12 protein-coding genes and 5 pseudogenes are annotated in these 17,048 nt (G+C 65.5%); 11 read left to right on the top strand and 6 right to left on the bottom strand.

The genetic code is table 11. From position 1 onward, the window contains the following. Positions 1 to 467: transposase (locus tag CA951_RS38725; protein WP_143543172.1), on the bottom strand; the 467-nt coding region annotated here is incomplete at its 3' end. A gap of 807 nt (positions 468 to 1,274) precedes the next feature. On the opposite strand from CA951_RS38725, the pseudogene CA951_RS38720 reads away from it, so the two are divergent. Then, positions 1,275 to 2,470, top strand: a pseudogene (locus tag CA951_RS38720) (IS110 family transposase). Between the two features lie 33 nt (positions 2,471 to 2,503). Here CA951_RS38720 and CA951_RS38715 read toward each other — a convergent pair. After that, a pseudogene (locus CA951_RS38715) lies at positions 2,504 to 3,753 on the bottom strand (IS110 family transposase). Between the two features lie 520 nt (positions 3,754 to 4,273). Here CA951_RS38715 and CA951_RS38710 point away from each other — a divergent pair. Next, the gene (locus CA951_RS38710) at positions 4,274 to 4,906 is read left to right on the top strand and encodes an isochorismatase family protein (RefSeq protein ID WP_087561908.1); all 633 of its coding nucleotides are present in this window, start codon (positions 4,274 to 4,276) and stop codon (positions 4,904 to 4,906) included. A gap of 112 nt (positions 4,907 to 5,018) precedes the next feature. Continuing rightward, a complete protein-coding gene (locus CA951_RS38705) occupies positions 5,019 to 6,032 on the top strand; it encodes an LLM class flavin-dependent oxidoreductase (protein ID WP_087561907.1) in 1,014 nt (337 codons plus the stop codon). 174 nt (positions 6,033 to 6,206) lie between these two features. Here the strand turns inward: CA951_RS38705 and CA951_RS38700 are convergent, their stop codons facing one another. Together CA951_RS38700 and CA951_RS38695 are read right to left on the bottom strand one after the other, a co-directional pair. After that, positions 6,207 to 6,899 carry an SgcJ/EcaC family oxidoreductase gene (locus CA951_RS38700; protein WP_143543171.1) on the bottom strand — a complete coding sequence of 231 codons (693 nt, stop codon included), beginning with the start codon at positions 6,897 to 6,899 and terminating at the stop codon, positions 6,207 to 6,209. A gap of 236 nt (positions 6,900 to 7,135) precedes the next feature. Continuing rightward, positions 7,136 to 7,951 carry an IS5 family transposase gene (locus CA951_RS38695; RefSeq protein ID WP_179220484.1) on the bottom strand — a complete coding sequence of 272 codons (816 nt, stop codon included), beginning with the start codon at positions 7,949 to 7,951 and terminating at the stop codon, positions 7,136 to 7,138. A 256-nt stretch (positions 7,952 to 8,207) separates the two neighbouring features. Here CA951_RS38695 and CA951_RS38690 point away from each other — a divergent pair, with 256 nt between their 5' ends. The 5 genes from CA951_RS38690 to CA951_RS38670 all read left to right on the top strand — a co-directional run bounded on the left by CA951_RS38690 (position 8,208) and on the right by CA951_RS38670 (position 12,305). Beyond that, entirely contained in the window at positions 8,208 to 8,813 is a 606-nt protein-coding gene (locus CA951_RS38690; RefSeq protein ID WP_087561904.1) for a TetR/AcrR family transcriptional regulator, read from the top strand. Between the two features lie 94 nt (positions 8,814 to 8,907). After that, the gene (locus CA951_RS38685) at positions 8,908 to 9,726 is read left to right on the top strand and encodes an SDR family NAD(P)-dependent oxidoreductase (protein WP_087561903.1); all 819 of its coding nucleotides are present in this window, start codon (positions 8,908 to 8,910) and stop codon (positions 9,724 to 9,726) included. Between the two features lie 56 nt (positions 9,727 to 9,782). After that, entirely contained in the window at positions 9,783 to 10,253 is a 471-nt protein-coding gene (locus tag CA951_RS38680) for an SRPBCC family protein (RefSeq protein ID WP_087561902.1), read from the top strand. A gap of 195 nt (positions 10,254 to 10,448) precedes the next feature. Continuing rightward, positions 10,449 to 11,357: an NmrA family NAD(P)-binding protein gene (locus CA951_RS38675; protein ID WP_087561901.1), complete on the top strand. Its 909-nt coding sequence runs from the start codon at positions 10,449 to 10,451 to the stop codon at positions 11,355 to 11,357. Between the two features lie 99 nt (positions 11,358 to 11,456). After that, the gene (locus CA951_RS38670) at positions 11,457 to 12,305 is read left to right on the top strand and encodes a pirin family protein (RefSeq protein ID WP_179220483.1); all 849 of its coding nucleotides are present in this window, start codon (positions 11,457 to 11,459) and stop codon (positions 12,303 to 12,305) included. Between the two features lie 600 nt (positions 12,306 to 12,905). Here the strand turns inward: CA951_RS38670 and CA951_RS44685 are convergent. Further along, on the bottom strand, positions 12,906 to 13,028 hold the full coding sequence (locus CA951_RS44685; RefSeq protein ID WP_256974263.1) for a hypothetical protein: 123 nt from the start codon (positions 13,026 to 13,028) through the stop codon (positions 12,906 to 12,908). 703 nt (positions 13,029 to 13,731) lie between these two features. Between CA951_RS44685 and CA951_RS38655 the strand changes: the two are divergent. The 3 genes and pseudogenes from CA951_RS38655 to CA951_RS38645 form a co-directional block, all read left to right on the top strand. Next, positions 13,732 to 14,459, top strand: a pseudogene (locus CA951_RS38655) (transposase); the annotation flags it as partial. A 46-nt stretch (positions 14,460 to 14,505) separates the two neighbouring features. Beyond that, positions 14,506 to 15,639, top strand: a complete 1,134-nt coding sequence (locus CA951_RS38650) for an IS701 family transposase (protein WP_087561899.1) — start codon at positions 14,506 to 14,508, stop codon at positions 15,637 to 15,639. A 176-nt stretch (positions 15,640 to 15,815) separates the two neighbouring features. Beyond that, a pseudogene (locus CA951_RS38645) lies at positions 15,816 to 16,142 on the top strand (transposase); the annotation flags it as partial. Positions 16,143 to 16,463: 321 nt separating this feature from the next. On the opposite strand, the pseudogene CA951_RS38640 reads toward CA951_RS38645, so the two are convergent. Then, positions 16,464 to 17,048: pseudogene (locus CA951_RS38640) on the bottom strand (integrase core domain-containing protein); the annotation flags it as partial.

Below are 17,048 nucleotides of genomic sequence, written 5' to 3'. Positions count from 1 at the left end.
TCGAGTTCGTGCAGGTGCCAGCGCAACCGCCCGATGATGCGGGTCCGTTCGGCGACGAGATCGTCTCTGTGATCGACCAGAAGTCGGATTTCTCGCTCCATACCGTCGAGGCGGGCTTCCGGTAGGTTGGGCTCACGCAGGGCGGCACGAGCGACCGCGAGCGCGTCGATCGGATCAGACTTTCCGTAGGTGCGGGCACCGTCGCGCACATTCGCCATCAGCTTCGGCGGCACCCGCACGACCCGTTCACCGGCGGACAACAGGTCTCGCTCCAGGCGGCGGCTCAGGTGCCGGCAGTCCTCGATCGCCCACATGCGATCGTCGCATTGTTCTGCGCCCCATCGCAGCAGCGCCAGATGGTCCTTGCTGGTGGTCCGAATGGTTCTCGTCGACAGCTGGCTCCCGTTCTGATCGGCGGCAACGGCGGTGTGGGTGTGCTTGTGCGCATCGATCCCGATGACGATCATGGTGGTATGTCTCCTGCCCTGCTAGTGGGTGGGATGGCATGGGCCGGTCGGTCGGCATATCCCAGTCGGGGCGACGCCACGCTCCTCTCAAGCCAGGTCGGCCGGTCCTTGTACGTGTCGGCCGGCCGCAGAACTGGCAGAAGCCACGAGGGCAGATCGCGCGGTAGAGCGAACCGGTCGACACCTTCCATGGTGACACTGGCATCGTGGTGGCTTTCGGCCCAATCAATCCCACAGAATAGTTTCACCAGTCCCTGCCTTCGGTTGTCTCATCTCCTTCGCGTGGCTTCACCCAACGAGAACGCGCGGCACCCTAATGACGAGGCTCGATGGCCTTCCCTCCGATGAGCCGTTCGCGATCCCAGCGATCCGCGCGGCTTCCGGTCTCGTCTGAGAGCTCCTGGCTCGCGATCTACGAGGTGTCGACCGTGCGGACGGGCTTGGACCACAACCAACAACATTGGCGATCAGCGGTGGCGGTGGTGGCCCCGACACGCCGTCGGCACCGATCTATCAGGAGGGATCGCATGTCCCCTGGGACAGGGCAGGCATCCATCGGTCGGTCGGGACCACCACCTCGACCAGTCCGCACACCACCGTTCCCGCGTAGGTCAGCCTGGATCGGTCTGCGCAGGTAGTCGAGAGCACGAACTGCGAACAACCAAGCAGACGCACATCGTCCGCAGTGACCGTTCGGATGTCATTAGGGACAGGGCCACCGGAAACTGCGGAAGGTCTCCTCGTAACGTGGGTGTCGGGTATCGATGCTGGATCGGCGACCGGACTGGCCGGACGAAGGACTGCTGAATGGACACGAGTTACGCCGTGTTTTGCGGCATCGACGTAGGAAAAGGCGAACACCACGCCGTCGGACTGACCGCCGCCGGAAAGAAGATCTACGACAAGGCGTTGCCGAACGACGAGACGAAGCTGCGTGCGGTGTTCGACGGCTTGGCCGCGCACGGACCCGTCCTGTTGATCGTCGATCAACCCAACACGATCGGCGCCCTGCCGGTCACCATCGCCCGCGCCTGCGGACACGACGTTGCCTACCTGCCGGGGCTGTCGATGCGCCGCATCGCCGACCTGTACCCCGGACAGGCGAAAACCGACGCCCGGGACGCATTCATCATCGCCTTTCGCCGCAAGGACCATGCCCCACACCCTCCGCCGCGTCGACACCGGAGACGAGGCGCTGGCCGAACTCGAGGTCCTCGTCGGCTTCGACGACGACCTCGCCGGCGAAGCCACCCGTATCAGCAACCGGATCCGCGGACTGCTCACTTCCGTCCACCCAGCCCTCGAACGGGTGCTCGGTCCCCGCGTTACCCACCCCGCCGTCCTCGAGATCCTCTCGCGCTGTGGCGGACCCGCCGGAATCCGACAGGCCGGCAAACGCAAACTCACCACGCTCGCGGTCAAGCACGCACCCCGGATGGGTGCCCGCCTCGCCACCGAGATCCTCACCGCACTGGAAACTCAATCGGTGAGGGTGCCCGGCAGCAAGGCCGCCGAGATCGTCCTGCCGAAGCTCGCAGACTCCCTGAAAGAAGTCCTTCTGCAACGGAAAACGATCGGCGATGATGTCGAAAGGATGCTCGATGACCACCCTCTTTCCCGCGTCCTGACCTCGATGCCCGGCATCGGTGTCTTCGGCGGCAGCACGGATCCTGCTCGAGGTCGGCGACGGTTCCGCGTTCAAGTCCGCCGGACACCTCGCCGCGTACGCGGGCATTGCCCCGGTCACCCACCGATCCGGCTCCTCCATCCGCGGTGAACACCCCGCCCGGTCAGGCAACCGCAAGCTCAAACGTGCCCTGTTCCTGTCCGCGTTCGCAGCCCTGGGCGACCCGACCAGCCGCGGCTACTACGACCGCAAACGCGCCGAGGGAAAGAAGCACAACGCCGCCCTGATCTGCCTCGCCCGACGCCGATGCGACGTCCTCTACGCCATGCTCAAGAACAAGACCCACTACCAACCCCCAGTAACCGCAGCCGCTTGACGAAAACCATAGACCTCCGATCTTGTTATCGGGTCAAGCGGCGGCAGGCTCTGGCGTTGTTCCGTGACAGGGAAAAGCTTTGATCGCGTCGTACTTCTGATCGGTCTGCAGGCACTGATAAAGCTGACCGAGCATGCGGTTGAACAGATGCCGGAGTGCAGCCGCGTGGCGATCACCATGTTCACGCCGGGCAAGGTAGTGCGCGCGGGCCGGACCTTCCCGGCCGGCGGCGACGAATGCCCAGACGAACCCGACCGCGGCGAGCCGGTTGTTCTTCACGTGGCGGTGAGTGACTGCGATACTTCGCCCCGATGCGCGCGTGACCGGTGCCGACCCAGCAAATGCCTTCAGCCCACGGGCGTCGGCGAAGCGGCCGCGGTCGTCGCCGATCTCGGCCAGCACCCGGGCACCCGTGACGTCGGCAAGTCCCGGAAAGCTTGTGATGACCGCATGGTCAGGGTGCTGCCGAAATGATTCGGACGCAGCCTCATTGAGTTCCTGCGCGTTTGCGCACTCGGCGTCCAGCGTCGCGACGAGGGCGCGAGCCTGGCGCCCCATCGCCTGCTCCACCAAGGGTGGCTGGCGCAGTTGCCGACGGCGCAGCGCGTCCTGGATTCGAGTCGCGGCGTCATCGAGGCGCCGCTGCCGCCCCGCCCGACGCAACACCGCAACGATACGGCTCTTGGTCAGCCTCGCGCCCTGCTCAGGCGTCGGCGCCACCGCCAGAATCGCTCTAGCTTCCAGGGTGGCGAGATTGGTGTGCGCACTGTCCCCGAAGGCGTCGAGAAAGCCCGGGTAGTACTCACGCAATAAGGCTCGTAGTTCTTGAGTGGCTCTGGTGCGCCGCCAGATTGCATCCTGAGCAGCGCGAGCGAGCACCGCGATCGCCCGCGCGAGGTCGCTATCGCCCGGTAGCCGCCGATGAGCATGTGCGTCGGTCCGCAGGATGTTAGCCAGCGTCAGCGCGTCGATATGGTCCGACTTCTTGCGGGCCACCGAATGCCGCTCGCGATACCGGGCAACTGCCATCGGGTTGATCGCATAAACCGGCCTTCCCGTCCCGTCTCGCGTAGTGCCGCAACGAGCAATCCGCGGGAGGTTTCGATCGCCACCGGGATCGGAGCCGACGCCCCGTCGCCGGCCTCCGCCAGCAATGTCAGGAGCTCGCCGAAACCGGCAGCATCGTCTGTAATCCGTCGCTTCGCGACCAGCTGTCCACCGGCATCTACCAGCGCGATGTCATGGTGATCCTCGGCCCAATCAATTCCACAAAATACGCTCACCGGCCACTCTCTTCCGTCGTCCGTTCTCCTCCGCCATGGCTTCACCCTCAGCGAGAACACGCGGCGCCCTAATGACGAGGCTCTGATGGCCTTCCCTCCGATGAGCCGTTCGTGTTCCCGACAATCCGCACGATTCCAGTCTCTGCAAGAGCTCGAGCGGCTCGGGACAGGGTGAGGAATCAACCGTGGAGACGAGGCGTGGAACCACGCACAGCAACATCTCGCTCCCCGGCCCCATTCGCCTTCACGACACGCCAACCTCCCGTCAAGATTCTCGCAACGGATCCCAATCCGCGATGAGATCGCCAGGAGAACGTCCGGTCGACCGGCACCTATCTATGGCGAGACCTCAACGGGCCAGGGACACCCTAGGCATCTGCTGACGACCGGACGTTCAACAGTCATTAGGGACACCCCCCGAAAACTAATTCTGGACCAATCGGTCCCGAAGGTGTACCGTGAATTCCGGGCCGATCGGTCCAGAATGAATTCCCTTACGTTTCACAGGAGATTCCGCATCATGAGCTACGAACGTCTTACCGCCGACAACGCCACCGTTCTGCTGGTCGACCACCAGACCGGGCTGTCTAACGGCATCCAGGACCAGTCCTACCCCGAGTACTTGACCGCCGTCAGCGCCCTGGCCGAGTTGGCCAAGGCCTATGCGCTGCCCACTGTGATCACGACCTCCGCCGAGGACGGACCCAACGGTCCGCTGCTTCCGGTGATCGCCGAGCACCTCCCGGACGCCCCCGTCGTCAAGCGCCCCGGCGAGGTCAATGCCTGGGACAACGCCGAGTTCGTCGCCGCCGTGGAGGCCACCGGGCGCAGGAAGCTCATCGTGGCCGGCGTTTCCACCGATGTGTGTGTGGCCTTCGTGGCTCTGGCCGCCCAGGCGGCCGGCTACGAGGTCTACGCCGTGATCGATGCCTCCGGCACCTGGAACAAGCTGGTCCAGGAGACCGCGGTTCAGCGGATGATCAAAGCCGGCGTCGAGCCGATCACCTGGGTCGCCGTGGCCGCCGAGCTGCAGGGTGACTGGCGGGCCGACAAAGGCCAGGATCTGGCCCGCATCATGGGCACCTACCTGCCCTTCTACGGCAACCTCCAGGCCAGCTTCACCGCCGTCTCCGGCGCCACCCCGAGCGCCTGACCTCTTCTCCTGCGGTGGGGCCCACCCGCCCCACCGCCCGGGGTCCGGGTATCGGGCCGGTCCGGCCCGAAGCCCTCCAGCCCACCCTGCACAGCAAGGAGTTGTTCGACCCGTGAAACGCATTGGCTTCCTGTCCTTCGGCCACTGGGGCAACAGCTTCGGCTCGCAGGTCCGAACCGCCGCCGATTCTCTTCTTCAGGGTGTGGAACTCGCGGTGGCGGCCGAAGAGGTCGGCGTGGACGGCGCGTTCTTTCGTGTCCACCACTTCGCTCGCCAACAGGCCGCGCCTTTCACGCTGTTGGCCGCCGCCGCGGCCCGCACCTCGAGCATCGAGCTCGGCACCGGCGTGATCGACATGCGCTACGAGAATCCGCTGTACATGGCCGAACAGGCCGCGCAGGTGGACCTGCTCAGCGGCGGCCGGGTACAGCTGGGCATCAGCCGCGGCTCACCCGAGACCGTGGTCGCCGGCTACCGGGCCTTCGGGAACGTTCCCCTGATCGGAGAAGACGACGGCGACATGGCCCGCCGACACACCGCCCAGTTCCTGGACGCGATCACGGGAACCGGCCTGGCGCCCGCGAACCCGCACCAGGGCGGGAACGGCCTGGTCGCGATCCATCCACAGTCGGACACACTGCACGAGCGGATCTGGTGGGGCGCCGGCAAGCGCGCCACCGCGAAGTGGGCAGCGGAGCAGGGCATGAACCTGATGGCCTCGACACTGCTCACCGAGGACACCGGCGTGCCCTTCGACGCACTCCAGTCGGAGCAGATCCAAATCTTCCGGGACAGCTGGCAGCAGGCCGGGCACGGGCGGACGCCCCGGGTCCCGGTGCTCCGCAGCGTCATCCCGCTGATCGACGACCGGACCCGCGCCTACTTCGGACCGCGGGCACGTGCCGAGTCTCAGGACCAGGTCGGCGTCATCGCCGGAGCTGTCTCCCGGTTCGGCCGTGGCTACATCGGTGAGCCGGACAGGATCACCGAGGAACTGGCCAGGGACACGGCGGTCCAGGCGGCAGACACCCTGATCGTGACTGTGCCGAACCAGCTCGGGGTGGACTTCAACGTCCGCCTGCTGGAGTCCATCGTCAAGGACATCGCCCCCGGCCTCGGTGATTGACCGGCGAGGGGCGTCATGCACCAGTCGCCATGCCCGGTGGACAGACCTCGGTACGGCATGCCCGCGGAACGGCAGGTCCACCCACGACAAGAACTACGATGCCACACATCCCCGAGTTCGGCCGGGACCCCTCAGCGCGCTCCTCTGTAGGCATGAGAGGTTGGAGAGGCCTGCTTATTGCGGCTTCCGTGGCCCGGTGTTGCTCCAGACGAATGAGTAGTCGTTGTTGGCTCCCGCAACGATTGCCCATCCATCCGATTCCGATTCTCGTCCCAGCGTGAGGACGAGCAGGCCGTGACGGTCGTCGTGGCCGCGGCTGCCGTCCGGGTTCGCATGACCGGTTGTGGTCCAGGCGATTTCGATCTGCGCGTGGCGATCGCCGAGTGGCCGGGACTGGAGATCCGTGACATCCAGATGGGCCGCGCCCATCATCTTCGAGAAGGCGAACCTGTGTGCCTCGCGGATCTCGTCGCGGCCGCTGAGTCGATGGCCCACGACATCGACGAACCAGCCGGTGGGCACGAACAGGTCGGCGATCGCCGAGGGATCGTGGGCGTTGAATGCGTCCACGAACGCCTGCGCGACTGAAACGACGGCTTCGGGCGCCGGCGGCATACTCTCCTTGTCCGTGCGAGTGGTGCGATCTGCAGGGGGCCTGGGCTGGTCCACGATCATCTCCGTCGTCTGGTCGATAGTCGTCGTCAATACCCGAGGGGTGGGGTTCCAGTGTATCCACGATTCATTATCGATCTGATCGACGATGAATGCGGCGACGTCGGCGCACGACAGCCGCCATTCGCCGGACGGATCCCGGTTCTCCTCGATTGGGAAACGCCCTCCCGAAGGTAGCCGGGCGCTCCACCTCACCGAGGGGCGCGCCGCCTGCGATCCGCCGAACGTGCAGCTACCGGCGCAGAGGGGAGGCCGACCGCGCACCCTCTCCGCGACGCGGCCCCTGCTGACGCACCCAAGCTGCGAGCAACTCGTGGCTGAAGTGGAAGAACTTCGCACTGGGCTTCCCTGAAGGCTCCGACCCGCCGACCCGGATCAGCCCCATCGGTCCGCTCGATCAGTAAGAGTGCGTCTGAAAACTCCGGGTCGGGTCAGGCAGTGCGGGCGAGTCGGCGTGACATGGTCGCGATCATGGCGATGTAGATCATCGCTTCGTGATGGTCGGGCCGGGTCTCGTAGTGGCGGACACAGCGGCGGTGTTTGCTGATCCAGGCGAAGGTCCGCTCGACCACCCACCTGCGGGGCAGAACCTTGAATCCTTTGACAGCGTCGGTGCGTTTGACGACCTGAACCGATAGGAACAGAACGTGTTTCGACCAGTCGATCAGCCTGCCCGCGTAGCCTCCGTCGGCCCACACCAGGGAGATCGTCGAGAACCAGGCCCGCAGCGCGGCCAGCAGCCGGAACGCGGCGTCGCGGTCCTGGATTCCGGCCATCGTCACCACAACGGCGAGCAGCAGGCCGTTGGTATCGACGGCGATGTGCCGTTTGCGGCCGTTGGTCTTCTTCCCCGCATCGTATCCACGACTCGACCCGGGCACGGTGTCGGAGCCCTGTACCGACTGGGAGTCGATGATCGCCGCCGAGGGCAGCGGGCTGCGGCCGCCGTGGACCCGGATCCGATCACGCAGTACGTCGTGGATCCGTTGCCACACTCCCGCGCGGACCCAGCGGGTGAAGATCGCGTACACCGTGGTTGCGGGCGGGAACTCGGCCGGCAACTGCCGCCAGGCGATCCCACCGCGCACGATATAGAAGATCGCGTCGAGTACCAGACGGCGGCAGTGCTTTTCGGGCCGACCGCCACTGCCGGTGGTGTTGCCTGGTGGAGGAAGTAGTGGTTCGAGAATCGCCCATTGAGCGTCGGTCACTGAGGACGATGAGTACACCGCGCACCGATGCCCGATCCTCGGATCCGGGGTAGGGCATGACGGACACAGTGCGATGAGCGATGAGCGATGATGGCAAGTGAACTCCTGGTCGGTTGTGACGTAGACACTCACTGACCTACCAGGAGTTCACTCATATCCCACCCGTCACACGCCGACCATCACCGAGTTTTCAGATGCTCTCTAAGTGACCCTTCATACTGGACCGATCGGTCCCGAAGATGTACATTGAAGTTATTGGACCGAGCGGTCCCGATCAAGTGGGGTGGTTCCTATGGCGCGCAAGCCTGAGTTCGACAGAGACACAGTGCTCACGAGTGCGATGAGCGCGTTCTGGGAGCACGGCTACGAGGCGACATCGATGGCGGATTTGTTGGACGCCACGGGGCTGAGCAAGAGCAGCCTATACGCCGGGTTCGGAGGAAAGCACGACGTCTTCCTCACTTCCTACGACCTCTACCGCGGACGGCAGGCAGACCGACTGCGCAGCGTCCTCGCCCAGAGTCCGGCACCGCACGGAATCCGGGACTTCTTCGAGCAGATCATCTCCGGAGGATCCGATGAGCTGCAGCGCTTCGGCTGCATGAGCACCAACCAGGCCGCGGAGCGCGGAGCACAGGACGAAGCGGTGCGCACGCGGGTCGCGTCCGACTACCAACTCCTCGAAGACGCCTTCACCGATCATCTGCGCACCGGGCAGGAGAACGGGACAGTTCCTGTCACCGTCGATGCCCTGTCCGCCGCCAGTGCATTGGTAACCGCCTTTTCCGGATTCCAGCTGACGGTACGAGCCGACCTGGACCGCGCCCGTCTTCGGCGGGCCCTGGACTACCTCCTCGCCCAGCTGACGATCGCGGCGGAGGACGCGGCTGAGGAATGACCTCGGTGCCGCGAGGATCACGACCTTCCCGACGGCGTTCGCCAGGTCCACGCCAGCGAACACCCCTTTCACCCCCGAACAGGAGACACCACTGATGTCATCGACCAAGACCGGCCGCCTCGCCGGAAAGCGCGTCCTCATCACCGGAACGGGCGGAGGACAGGGCGAAGCGGCGCAGCGCCTCTTCGCCTCCGAAGGTGCGACCGTCATCGGATGTGATCTCAAAGGCGGCGCGGCCGAGGCCACGGCTGCGACGTTGCGCGAGGAAGGCTACGACGTGTGGGGATCGACCGTTGATCTCGCCGACCCGGAGCAGGCCGGTGCCTGGGTACGTGAGGGGGCCGAGCGGATGGGCGGACTCGACGTGCTCTACAACAACGCTGCCGGCGCCGGGTTCGCCCCGTTCGACAGGATGGACTTCGCGCTCTGGCGCCACGTCATTAGCGTCGAGCTCGACCTGGTCTTCCACACGACCAACGCTGCCTGGCCGCTGCTCCTCGACGGGGGTGGATCGCTGATCAACGTCGGCTCCTACTCCGCTCTGCGCGGCATCGAGGCGCTGGCGCAGGTCGCTCACGCCGCGGCGAAGGGGGGCATAATCGCCATGACCCGCTCCCTCGCCGCCGAAGGCGCCGCGCGTGGAGTTCGCGCCAACTCCATCTCCCCCGGCTTCATCAGCACGCCGGCCACGGACAAGGCTGTCGATGCCGAAGGGAAGGCCTGGCAGATCAGCAACGCGCTGATCCAGCGCGCCGGAACCGGTGACGACATCGCGTACATGGCCCTCTACCTCGCCTCGGACGAGTCCTCCTGGGTGACCGGGCAGAACTTCAGCGTCGACGGCGGTGCGACCGCCGGGTGGCGCGACGACGCAGAAACCGCCCGGGTCACGGCCAAGAACTTCCCGAACTGAATCAATCCCGAGACCGGCACTGACTGACTTATCCCAGCAACGCTTTTGGAGAGAGCATGATCTTCGTAACCCATTCCCAGCCGGTGAACACCGACGATGACAAGGTACCCGTCACACGCGCCCAGCTATGGGACGGCCTCGTGCAGAAGGCCAACAACGCACTGCCCTTCGTGGCTGCGATGACCGACTGCACCGTGACCGCCCGCATCAGCGACACCGTGTTCGATCGCGACATCGTCGTCCGCGGTGAGCCGCAGACCGAGCGAATCACCCTGGTCGAACCCAACCGCGTGGTATTCACCCGCACCGCGGGATCGGTCCTGGGCGTGATCGCCAACGAGATCGAGGGCGATGACGACGATCTGCGGCTGCGTTTCAGCTTCGCCCTCGTGGTCCCCGATGCCGAGCCCGGATCCTCGGAGGAGCAGGCATACGCGGACGGTATGAAGGACGACTATCTGGAGGCCGTCGACTCGACCATCGCCGCGGTGCGGGCGACGGTCGCGAACCAAGGACAGGATTCCTGATCAACACGGCAACTTCGACGGCAACGAGCTCGTAGTCCACGACACCCTGGTCGACGGATTCGTCCGGGCCGGATTCATGGATTTCGAGCACGTGATCAAGATGCGCTGTATTAGCACCACCTGGCAGCCGAGACGATCCTGCCGCGTTGCGGTATTCGTCCGGCACGTTCACACCACCACGTGAGGAGCTCCATCATGACCCAGAAGACCGTTTTGCTCGTCGGCGCCACCGGTGCTCTCGGCGACCTCATCGCCCGCGAGCTGAAGAACCGGGGCGTGGCTCTGCGCCTGCTGGTCCGCGAGAAGAGCCGCTCAAAGCTTGCCGCCGATCTCGCCGAGTACGCCGAATCGATCGTCGACGACGAGCCCGGCATCTTCGACGGTGTGGACACGGTGGTCTCGGCGGTTCAGGGTGCCACCGGCACGATCGTCGACGCGCAGCTCGCATGGCTGCGGGCCGCCCGCGAGGCGGGCGTCCGGCGCTTCATTCCCTCCGACTACAGCATGAATCTGTTCGGGTTGGGTGACGGCGACAACATCCACTCCGACTTCCGGCGTGAGTTCGCCCGTCGCGCCGAAGAGGAGAAGGGAGACGTCGAGCTGGTTCACGTCCTCAACGGCGGATTCCTCGACCGGGGTGTGCTTTTCGGATTCCTCGATGCCATCGACCTGGAGAAGAACGAGGCCAACCTCTGGGGCGATGGCAACGAGACGATGGAGTTCACCACCTTCGCCGACACCGCCGCCTACACGGCCGCGGCAGCCGTGGACGACCGGGCAGTCCCGAACTTCCTCTATGTCGCCGGCGACCAGCTCACCTTCCATGGACTGGTCTCCGAGACCGAGGCCGGACTGGGACGCAGTCTTACGCTGGTCCAGCGCGGCACGATGGCGGAGATGGACGCCGAGATCAACCGCCGCACGGCCGACCAGTCGACCAGGATGAGCGCGGTCCCGCTCATGTACTGGCGTGCGATGCTCAGCGGCAAAGGCGGGGCCGGGGAGCTGCAGAACTCCCGGTACCCGGACATCAAGCCACAGTCCGTCCGTGAGTACGCCGCAGCCATCGCCCAAGGCACCGCCTACAGCCCGTACATGAGCTGAGCCATCGCGCGCGGCCCTGCCGCGCTCAGCCCGCCTCACCCCCGGCGGCCCTGACCATCCCCGGCCATGCCGCGACCCCCACCGAGTAAGGAAACGACCATGTCAGCACGCACGCTGTCGACGGTAATCGAGCTCCAAACCGACCAACAGGGCACCTTGTTCTCGGCGCGCGGAGTTCGGTTCCAGGCAGATCTGGATCCATTCTTGAACGTGGACCTCTTCGAGATGACCGGCCCCGTGTTCGCCCCGCATCCCCACGCCGGATTCTCCGCGGTCACATACTTGTTCGACGACTCAACCACCCGGTTCCACAACCGGGACAGTCTCGGCGACAAGAGCATGATCGAACCCGGTGGTCTGCACTGGACGGTGGCCGGTTCCGGCATCGTCCACGACGAAGTGGTCGAAGATCTCGGCCGCATCGGACATGGAGCCCAGATCTTCGTGCGACTGCCCGCGACGTCGGAGTTGGATCAGCCGTACGGCATGCACTTCACTCCCGCTGAACTGCCGATGACAGACCTCGCCGAGGGTGTGCAGATCCGGGTCGTCGCCGGCGAGTTGTTCGGGACAGTCTCGCCGGTCCACGAAGCCGCGGCGGTCCACGTCTACGACGTGGTGCTCGCCCCGGGGGCGGCAGTGGAGCTCCCGGTCGCGGCTAGCAATCGAGGATTCGTGATGACGGTGGAGGGCGATGGACGTGTGGCCACCGAAGCCGATTCGGGCACCCTCGGTCCGGCGGGTCTGGCGGTGTTCGAGGCCGGCCCCGGGTCCCTGGAGATCACTGCGGATTCTCGGGGTGGCCGCTTCCTCGTCGGCACCGGAGTCCCGCTGAACCAGCCCGCCTTCATGCTCGGTGGCTTCTGCCTCAGTAGCGAAGGACGCACCCGGGACGCGGTGAGTCGGTACCGTTCCGGAGAGATGCACGGCCTACTCACCGCACCGTGACGGGCCACGCGGCCGGCCGGAAGCGACGACCATGACAGCACCCGAACCCGGTGCAATAGGGGTTACCACCAGTGTTCAGCGCCGATATGGAACCGAGCGGACGGACCGGTCGGCCACGCACGGGCCGCGGAAGCTCTCAGGCTCGACGTGGCGACCATCCAGACCACCCGTACCAGCCCGCGTTCTACGACACCTGGACACTGTTGACTTGCCTCGCGGCGATGACCAAGTTCACGGCAGGCTCGTCCCCACGATCGCGAAGCTCCCACTCCGTCCCCCGACGGGGCTCGCGAAGTCCTCGACCTGCTCGCCGAGGACAGGATGCCGTCTGGGACTCGGTGCCGGCGCGTTCTGGAGCGCGATCGCCGCCATGGAGAGCTCCCGCCGCACCCCACGCGAGGCCGCGGACGCTCTCGTGGAGGCGGTCGCTGTGATTCGGGCGATGTGGAGCAGAGAACGCTCGCTCGGTTCGGTTGGACGGGCAGTCCTACCGGCTGCGTGGTACGCACCCCGGCCCGGCACCAAGCCCACATCTCGGGATCTGACTCGGATCTTACGGCCCGAGATGTCGCGCTTGACCGGGCAGGCAGTGGCGGGTGGTTACCGCCGCTGAGCCACCTGCCCCTCGACCGTCAGCGTGACTGCCGCCGCATCGACGACGCCGCCGTCGAAGGCCGGGCGGATCCGAAGCATCCGCAAGGTGTACAACTTCAACGGGGTCATCGGCGCCGAATCGGTCGCACCGTTCCAAGAATCGGTCGCGCAGCGGATAGACCAATTGTCGCCCCGGTAACCGACTTCGGGATGAACGCCCTCTCATTCTGGCCGAACGACGCGTACGACCAGCAGATCGCCATGTTCGCTGCCGAGGTCGTACCGTCGTTTCGGGCAGCACTTGCCCGGGGCTGAACCTCTCAATCTCGGCGTCGGCCGCGTCGATCTCGGCTGGGATTCCAACGAGCACCTCGTCTGCTACATCGGTGAGGTCCGAAGTGAGGCTCCGACTTGTTTCGTAAGAGGCTGTACATCGAGGGCCGCAGCGGCTTGGAGCAGGAGCTGGTAGCGTGTTTGCGCACCGGTCGGGCGCTACGGAGGCCTCGTGCGCGAGTGCGGAAGCAGCGCACCGGATCCATCACCGATGTGACCCTCGGAGCCCATCCTGACGAGATCGAGAGCCGGAAGACGCCGGGGCATTGGGAGGGCGACCCCGTGCGCCACGAGGTGCTGTGTAACCGACCGGAGGTGAAAGACCTGCGCCGTTGTACTGTCGCGGCAGCCTAACGAAGCTGGAGGCAGCCTGAGCCGGGAGACGACGGTGAGGGCGGCAAGCAGCCCCGACAACGACGGGACAGGCCAGCACTACCGGATGGTCAGGGTCCGCCAAGCATGAGGAGAAGGGTGTAAGCGAGGAACCAGTGTTCTAACTCCTCTAAAGTCCCTGCGGCGGATCGGGATCGATGAGATCTCGTACAAGAAGGGCCACAAGTACCTGACGGTGGTCGTCGATCACGTTTCGGGCCGGCTGGTGCGGGCGGCGGAGGGCCGCAACGCCGCCACCCTGCGCGGATTCTTCGATCTGCTCGGACCCGAACGCTGCGCGCAGATCACCCATGTCACCGCCGATGCGGCACCTTGGATCGCGAAGGTCGTCACCGAACGCTGCCCAGGCGCGATCCGGTGCGCGGATCCGTTTCATGTGGTGGCCTGGGCCACTGCCGCGGTCGACAGGGTCCGGAGAGGCTCCTGGAACCGGACCCGGTCGAAAGCTTTGCCACGCACAACGTTGCACACGTGGTCGGCCACCAGCCGGGACCGGCAACGCTCCCATCCGCACCGCGAGCGGGCCACCGTCGTCAAGAACAGCAGGTGGGCGCTGCTGAAAAACCCGCAGAACCTCACCGGCAAGCAGGCGGTGACGCTGCGGCTGATCGAACTCAAGGACCCCGTCCTACACCGCGCCTACCTGCTCAAAGAATCTCTCCGGTTGGTGTTCCAGATTCGGCACGAGGACGCGATCATCGAGCTGGATCGGTGGATCGGCAGGGCACGCCGATCCCGGAGATACCCGAGTTCGTTGCTCTGCAGAAGATCATCATCACCCATAAGGACTCGATTCTCGCCGCGATCGAACACGGCCTGTCGAACGGGCGGATCTAATACTGCAACGGCACTTGCTTGACAGGTAGGCGATACTGGTTGGGTGGTCGTCGATTTGGTTGTTGCCGAGCTGGAAGCGTTGCACGAGCGAATCTCCGGTCGGTTCGCGCGGTCGGAACCGCGATCTCGGGTGCGTGAGTACGTTGCTGGTTTGGTTGCGGGTCTGGAACGCAAGAACGGGTGGACCCTGGCCGAGCGGGCCGGTGAGATCAGCCCGGACGGGATGCAACGGTTGCTGCGGCGGGCGGACTGGGACATCGACGGGGTCCGCGACGATGTCCGCGACTACGTGGTCGAACGCCTCGGCGACCCGGCCGGCGTGTTGATCGTCGATGACACCGGTTTCATCAAGAAGGGCACCCGCTCGGCGGGGGTGCAACGCCAGTACTCGGGCACCGCCGGGCGGGTGGAGAACTGTCAGGTCGGGGTGTTCCTCGCCTACGCGAGTGCGGCCGGGCACGCGCTCATCGACCGGGAGTTGTACCTGCCCGAGTCGTGGACCTCCGACCGGGACCGGTGTCGCGCCGCCGGGATCGGTGACGAGGTGGAGTTCGCGACGAAACCAAGACTGGCGCAACGCATGATCGAACGTGCCCTCGACGCACGGGTCCCGTTCTCCTGGGCCACCGCCGACGAGGCCTACGGGCAGGTGAAGTACCTGCGGGTCTGGCTCGAGGAACGCGATGTTTCGTATGTGCTGGCCACCCGTTGCAACGACGATGTGTTCACCCCGCGCGGCCGCTCCGGCCGCGCCGACGAGATGATCGCCGCGGTCCCGGCGAAGCAGTGGCGCCGGATCTCCGTCGGCGACGGCGCGCACGGCAGGCGCGAATACTCCTGGGTGCGGATCCCGATCCGGATCGCCTGGGCACCCGGGCGCGGGCACTGGCTCCTCGCCCGCCGATCTCTCTCCGATCCGACCGAGATCGCGTACTACATCTGCGCCGGACCCCGCCGCACCACGCTCACCGAACTCGCCACCGTCGCCGGATCGCGGTGGCGGGTCGAGGAATGCTTCCAGCAGGCCAAGAACGAGGCCGGTCTCGACCAGTATCAGGTGCGCACCTACCGGGCCTGGTACGCCCACATCACCTTGTCGATGCTCGCCCTCGCCTGGCTCGCCGGGACGAAAACCGAAGCGGTAAAGGGGGAATCGGGAACGAAGATCAGGGCATGATCGCGTACACGGTACCCGAGATCCGCCGGCTACTCGTGAATCTGATCCTGCGACACGCCCACCCCGATGAGCACGTCTGGTCCTGGTCGCACTGGCGTAGACGCCGGCAACACCAGGCCCGCACCTCCCACTACCGACGCCGCGGGCACCTGCCATAAGTGCCGTTGCAGTACTAGGTCGGTCTCGTGCCCAGCGAGTACTCATCCGGGACCTCCCGCTCGCAGGGATCGATTACCAAGACCGGCAACGGCCACGCCCGGCGGTTACTGGTCGAGGCGGCCTGGCATCACCGCAAGACCTACCGCAACCCCGGCCAAGTAATGCACCGCCGCTGGGAGAAGGCGTCTCCCGCGGCGCGAGCACGCGGGCACGCAGGCAACCACCGACTCCACCACAAATGGGAACAGTTCACCGCCCGCAAAAAGCGTCCGGTGGTTGCAAATGTCGCCGTCGCGCGCGAGCTCGCCGGATGGTGCTGGTCCCTCGCCACGATCGACGACTGACTCTCAGTTCCCATAATCTGGTCGACGAGGCAACGGTGGCGAGACCGGCAGCGTGAGGAACGACCTGCGATACAGCTATGAGCAGCAACAGAATCCGAGAACCCACTGTTGCGACGCCCGACACTAGAGCAGCAGCACCGTTCCTGCCGAACAATCGTCCTGCGGTATCCAACCCGCGCATATCAGTCTGACCACGTGTCGCGAATATCGACATGCCGACCCCACTGCTGACACCGATCGTCGACCGAAACGGAGGCGGCCCCGGAAACCGAGGTTCCCGGGGCCGCCTCCACCTGCCACTTGACAAGACACGACCACATATCAGCTGTATGAGGCCATGACGTTGGTGACACCGGCGTGGAGTTTGCTCGCGGGTGGCCGGTTTCCAGCGGCAGTGTGAGGTCGATGGTAGTTGTAGTGCACGTTCCACACTTCGAGGGCTTGTGAGCGCTGCTGTTCGCTGGCCCAGGTTCGGGCGTAGAGGAACTCCTCGGACAGGATCCGGTTGTAGCGCTCGACCTTGCCATTGTGGCGTGGGGTGTATGGGTTGATCCGCTGGTGGCGCGCGCCGTGCAGAACCTTGGCGAAGTCTTTCGCGCGGTAGCATTGAGCCGTTGTCGGTGACAATCCGATTGATGTGGCCGATGCCGTGTGCAGCGAAGAACACCCTGGCTCGATGCATGAATCCGATTGCTGTGGAGGTTTTCTCATCGGTCAAAGCCTCGGTGTAGGCAAGGCGGGAGAACCCGTCGACTGTGGAGTGAAGGTACACGTATCCGGCGCGGGCTCCGGCAGCCTTGGCGCGTTCGACGGCCTTCGCCTGATCAGAGCCCTTGCCGTGGGCACGCCAGCCGCCACCGCCGTCGGGGATCCGGCCGACCTTCACCCGCGTCCACGTGCACCATG

Origin of the sequence: Rhodococcus sp. NCIMB 12038 (assembly GCF_002165735.1) — a bacterium.
Taxonomy (GTDB): Bacteria; Actinomycetota; Actinomycetes; order Mycobacteriales; family Mycobacteriaceae; genus Rhodococcus_F.
The sequence above is the reverse complement of the archived record's forward strand: the minus strand, read 5'-3'. Positions and strand labels throughout refer to the sequence as shown.

Bases quoted from the DNA above. Each gene is read 5' to 3' on its own strand.
- CA951_RS38690 (WP_087561904.1), top strand. From the start codon at position 8,208: ATGGCGCGCAAGCCTGAGTTCGACAGAGACACAGTGCTCACGAGTGCG.
- CA951_RS44685 (WP_256974263.1), bottom strand. From the start codon at position 13,028: ATGACCCCGTTGAAGTTGTACACCTTGCGGATGCTTCGGATCCGCCCG.
- CA951_RS38675 (WP_087561901.1), top strand. From the start codon at position 10,449: ATGACCCAGAAGACCGTTTTGCTCGTCGGCGCCACCGGTGCTCTCGGC.
- CA951_RS38670 (WP_179220483.1), top strand. From the start codon at position 11,457: ATGTCAGCACGCACGCTGTCGACGGTAATCGAGCTCCAAACCGACCAA.
- CA951_RS38680 (WP_087561902.1), top strand. From the start codon at position 9,783: ATGATCTTCGTAACCCATTCCCAGCCGGTGAACACCGACGATGACAAG.
- CA951_RS38710 (WP_087561908.1), top strand. From the start codon at position 4,274: ATGAGCTACGAACGTCTTACCGCCGACAACGCCACCGTTCTGCTGGTC.
- CA951_RS38685 (WP_087561903.1), top strand. From the start codon at position 8,908: ATGTCATCGACCAAGACCGGCCGCCTCGCCGGAAAGCGCGTCCTCATC.